Below are 5,211 nucleotides of genomic sequence, written 5' to 3'. Positions count from 1 at the left end.
AACTCTTTTTCCTCATTGGCGAATAGGTATAGGGAAAAGCTTTGCTTGATGGGAGCCGTATGAGTCGAGAGGCTCACGTACGGTTCTGAGAGGGGCTGGCGGGGAAGTTCCGCCGGTCTACTCACCCAAATGTGAACTCAAAAAACTAAGTAATTAATATATGGAAAATATATAAATTATTTTAATTAAAATTAGTCACATGGGTCTTTTTTATCTTAAGCCATCATATTTTAATAAATTGTTAATAATGATTTGATAAAACTATACTTATCTTATGTTTGTTAGGTGCTTGTGTTATGCCAAAATTACTCTTAGATATTTTTAATATTATGGATAAGGCTCAACCCATAGGCGTGGTGGGAGCAATTAGACCTTTTAAGAATAATCCTCTTATTGTTAGTGCAGATCAACTTCACGTCTTATTATCACGACCCGACTGTTTAATTAAAACCTTAGACAAACCTTATAAAGTTGTGCGATTTCTTTTGCGATTTAATGGAGAGTTAGTGTTTGCAGCAGAAGGATATCCTTTTGCACATATTCCTGCGCACTACCAAATGGCTAGTATGAACCCTTTTGATGCTGTATGTATTTCAGCAGGAAATGCATTTTTTGATAAAAATAACAAACTTTGTGTTATTAACCACCAAAGTGGTGATTTTAGACCGTCGTTTAATTCACTACAATTCGCATTAAACGCATTTTCAAGATCGCACGTGCCAATGGAAAAAAAGATAACTGTTATGAGGCTAAATACTAATGGCGTCAATGAGCAAGATTATTCTATAAATGCTGAGGATATCAAAGACCCAACTCTGGACGCGGCCTCAAAGGATGTTTCATATGAATTACCAGTAACCACTACTCAGAATATTAACTATCAAAATAAATTAGAAGCATGTGCGCTACTTGGATTAACAATTACGCAGCAAATTAAACGATTAGAAAAGGGAGCCATTAGCCATGATCCCTATTGGATGAACAGTTCTAAAAAATTAAAGGCGATTATTAGTGCCCTTAACGAATTACCACCTCAAATAAATGAGGCTCAGTTGAAGTTAATTGTTAAAAATCCTAACACTCAATTGTATAAGGCTTTAAATATTCAACGTTTGTCACCAATGACGTTTTTTGGTCGACTAGGATGGAATAACGCAAAATCGTTGCAGTCAGTTAACGATGTTCTAACCAATAACCTGAATGTTTAGAAATTAATGTAACAAAATTTTGCATAAAGGTTACTTAGTTAAGGTATTCTTCATATTAAAGTGTTATAAATTATTCGGAATGATTAAATTAAAGAGCAATATAAATTATGACTAAAGCGCAAGAACAATTTGTAAGCCGTGATAAAGAGGACAGCCGAGACTTTAATGTTTGGTATCATAACGACGATACTCAGCGATTGGTCTGGGCCCTTTACCAGAAGGCCTTGAAACAGGACAGAGCACCTCTATTAAAACAAAAATATTTGGAACCCTACGTGTTTTTTGATGGGATAGACCATTGTTCTTTTACAGACCGTTCGCCTTTTAATGAAGTTATGAACGCAACTAAAGAAAGATTATTGCAATCCAATAAACTCTATTTGCCCATCATATTTAAGCCCGAATTAGGAGGCGCGCATTATATGGCTGGTATTCTTCGTAAAGAGAAAGATAATCGCGTAACGTTCTTTTTATTTAATCCATTAGGTTATCCAAACGAAGAAGCCAGAATTAAAGGGAAAAAAAGGCTGCAATTAGAAAGTACGAGCGCCATAGGTGATATGAAGTTGGTGATGTCTCCTCATACAGTACAAAGCCCTGTTAAAGATGGAACAAAGCTGGTTTCTTGCGGTCCCTTAAGTATAGCATTTGTGGGCTTTGCCTTGAATAACCCAGACTGGGTTGATAGTTTAGACGATGACTTTCGTATACCTGAGTTTTTATTGTTTTATAAAAATGCTGGCTTAACAGACTATGTGGAGGGAATAAAAAAAATAAGGCAATCTCATTACGAATTGTTGAGCAATGTTTCTGATGAGGATTTAAGCAAACAGCGTATTGAGGACTTTTATATAGAAGGAAATAAGTTCACCCTCAGTGCACTAGAAAAAGCATCGAAAACTTCTCAATCCTCCAACGAGGATAAAGATGAAGATTTGGAAGACGTATGGATGCAGCATCAAAGAGAGCAAGATCTAGAAGACCTTGAAGATGAAGAAAACGAAAATGATGAAGAAGCCGAGAATGATGAAGAAGGTGAAGAAATCGTTAGACATAATGAAGATAAAAGACCGCTTATAAACCCAGAGGTTAGGAAAGAGTCTTTGATAGCAACAACAAGCTCTAAATCTGAAGTTCCTTTCGCAAATCCTCTTACTAGCAGCAAACCAGTTCTGAATCTTTCAAAAAAGGGGATTAATGATGTGCTTAAAGAAGTTGATCGATTAGAGCGCAAAACCGGTTTTTTTAGCGACAGCGCCCATAAAAAAGCACAAGCTATTAAAGCAGCCTTGTTGAAGGCACAATGCTCTGCATTGATTGTTGACGTTCGTAAGGATGCAGAAGTTCGCAAAGCATTGGGCGATCATCGTATATTCAGTTTCTTTGGATTATTCAAGGCAAGATCATTAACGAATGTCGATCAGTCTTTACAGGATGAAGAAACGCGACTCAACGAATTAGTTTAAATTTCTCACTTTTTAAAGTTAAGGCATACAATGAAGATTGAAATAATCTTAGCAACAATAAGTGATTATCTAATTGTACAAAATCTGGCAAGCTATTATGTTTATGATCGAACTGGATATATGGGATGGTCATGTTCTGAAAACGGGATTTTTGAATGTATTGATTTTAAACACTACTTTGAAACTCCAAATGAAAAAGCCTTTATTGTTAAAGTCAATGATGAGTTGGCGGGATTTGTGTTGTTGGATAAAGAGCATCTCATTGAAGCAGTTGATTGGAATATGGGGGAGTTTTTTATTCTTAGAAAATTTCAAGGTAAAGGAGTTGCTACTCTTGTTGCTCATGACCTATTTAAAAAATACTCAGGAAAGTGGTCTGTCGCCGTCATGCCCGAAAATATAAAGGCGGTCAATTTTTGGCGCAAAGTGATTTCTGCTGTTACGATGAAAAACTATACCGAGGTTTTTAAAACAGAAGATGAACTAAAAACTCCTGAAAATCCCGATTCGTATGCAATGAATATTTTCATGTTTCATATTAAATAAAGACATAAATTAGAAAATGAGGGTAGTTTTCTTTGAACGAATTAGTAAGCATTATAATAGCAAATAAAGTCGGTTCATTTGCATTTAATCTGGGTCAAATTTGAGCTCTGTTTGTGGGTTAAATGGTTTATTATTGCGATACTCTCCAGGTATGTACGCTTTAGTCTTCATAATGTCTCTGGAGAAAGAGTGCTCAAAAAATATTATACCGAAAATAGTAAGTTTTAGTGCTCTCGATATGTTCTAAAAAAATAAAATATGCACTATAATTTAACATGATTGGCATTCATCTAATGCTTGGCTTTTTTGTGTTTTTATTTTATTAATTTTACAAGAAGTATCGATATGATTGAGGTAAATATTTGGTTGTCGACAGCAACTTTGTTAAAGAAGCGCATTAAGCACAAATTTTTTGGACCGCTTCTAGCATCCCACAAAAAAGGAGAAAATGTGGGGCATGTCAATTTCAATATAGAAATTGATGAACGCAATAAAGAAAATTTTGATTTTATTGAGCAACATGCAGCACCACTTAAAGTTAAAAAAACTTTGCGTGCTGTTCCGACTAAAACAACGTCTATAACCTATTCAAACGCAGAATCATCTCATTTGAAACCGATCACGGTAATGAGCGATCTGATCTCACACAGTTTTTGGCCAGAAGATAGGCCAACTAAAACAGAAACTATCAAAGGCAAAAGAGTTACGCCTGAATTTAGTACTCATGAAGAAGATATGGTTTCTGAGGATTCACTAACCACGCTGAAAATTTCACACCGCAAATCTGATTTAAATAATGTTCAGGACGAAAAGAAAAAAAATATTGATTTTTTTCTTGAAGTTTCAGATTTGGAAATTAGTTTAGAGAAACGTACAATTTTTACAAATGAACTGAACAAGCTACGTTTGGAAAAAGAGAATATAATAAGGCAACAAAAGCTATTAACAAGTTCTCACCAAGCCCAATTAAAAGATCTAAAAAAGCAATTAGTCAAGATGGAACTTGGTTTAGATAAAACAAAAGGTCAAATTACTGCTACAGAAAGAACTTTAAGCTATTTAAATAAAGTACAGCATCCTGATACAAAAACTAAAGAACAAACCATTCGACTTAATGAAAAACTAGTTAAATTGAGACAAGAGCGTGAAACTGAAATAAAGTCCCAACTTGAGGTAAGCGAATTAATTTCAAAATCGGAGCTTGCCTATAATGACGACATGCAGAAAGCTGAGAAAAATCTGCAACAAGTTGAGCTTGCAATCAATCATCATGTTGAAGAACTGCGAAAATTAGATATTATAATCGATGGACGTAATGAAAATGATTTAAAGCGGTTACAAGAACAAGCTCATCACCGCAAGCAATATACTTCCCGTAAAGAAGAGTTTATAAAAGGGCGTGACCTTACTGAGGGCAGACATGCTGACTACAGTATAACTTTGCCAACGGCTGAAAGTGGTTTACCTTGTTATATGGACGAAATCGCTATAATAAAGGCAATGCAAGAAGAGCGTGGGCAAAAGTATTCGATTGTTTTTAATAATTGCGCAAATAGTGCTAAGCGTTGTTTATTGGCAGGAATAGATGAAAATTTGAGAGCAAAATTAATGGAAACTGGTTTAAACAGCAAGTTTTTTGAGATTCGTAAAATTGAAACATGCCAATCATTACGTAAATGGGTAATGACACTTGAGAATAAATTAAATCAACTTAATTTTCTACCACTCGTACCTAAATCAAGTACTTAAGAAGGACTACTTCCATCGCGTGGTAGTTGAAAATTAGAATTTAGAGTATCTATTCTTATGGGATGACTCATCAAAAGCATCATCAACGTATGAAGAGTATCGGGAGGTGCGTGTTGGGTAGTGTTTAAATAACTGTGTCATCTCTTTTAACTTGTTATAATTTCAACACTTAAAAGAGGTGCCCATGAGTAAGAATAAAAAGATAGATTTATCCAATTTTGATTTCAATGAATTTAAGGCTG

General features: G+C 34.9%; 4 protein-coding genes. All 4 read left to right on the top strand.

Annotation, left to right across the window (positions count from 1 at the left end; translation table 11 throughout):
- The first annotated feature begins 296 nt into the window (after positions 1-296).
- The gene (locus ACWTEW_RS05495) at positions 297-1,208 is read left to right on the top strand and encodes a hypothetical protein (RefSeq protein WP_050598500.1); all 912 of its coding nucleotides are present in this window, start codon (positions 297-299) and stop codon (positions 1,206-1,208) included.
- A gap of 107 nt (positions 1,209-1,315) precedes the next feature.
- Positions 1,316-2,674: a hypothetical protein gene (locus tag ACWTEW_RS05490; protein WP_028378760.1), complete on the top strand. Its 1,359-nt coding sequence runs from the start codon at positions 1,316-1,318 to the stop codon at positions 2,672-2,674.
- A 30-nt stretch (positions 2,675-2,704) separates the two neighbouring features.
- Entirely contained in the window at positions 2,705-3,220 is a 516-nt protein-coding gene (locus ACWTEW_RS05485; protein ID WP_028378759.1) for a GNAT family N-acetyltransferase, read from the top strand.
- Positions 3,221-3,565: 345 nt separating this feature from the next.
- A complete protein-coding gene (locus ACWTEW_RS05480; protein WP_028378758.1) occupies positions 3,566-4,969 on the top strand; it encodes a hypothetical protein in 1,404 nt (467 codons plus the stop codon).
- Positions 4,970-5,211: the final 242 nt, after the last annotated feature.

Source organism: Legionella stuttgartensis, from assembly GCF_977063405.2.
The sequence above is the reverse complement of the archived record's forward strand: the minus strand, read 5'-3'. Positions and strand labels throughout refer to the sequence as shown.

What these genes read in the sequence shown, in the direction of transcription:
- ACWTEW_RS05490 (WP_028378760.1), top strand. Translation starts at nt 1,316, where the DNA reads ATGACTAAAGCGCAAGAACAATTTGTAAGCCGTGATAAAGAGGACAGC.
- ACWTEW_RS05480 (WP_028378758.1), top strand. Translation starts at nt 3,566, where the DNA reads ATGATTGAGGTAAATATTTGGTTGTCGACAGCAACTTTGTTAAAGAAG.
- ACWTEW_RS05495 (WP_050598500.1), top strand. Translation starts at nt 297, where the DNA reads ATGCCAAAATTACTCTTAGATATTTTTAATATTATGGATAAGGCTCAA.
- ACWTEW_RS05485 (WP_028378759.1), top strand. Translation starts at nt 2,705, where the DNA reads ATGAAGATTGAAATAATCTTAGCAACAATAAGTGATTATCTAATTGTA.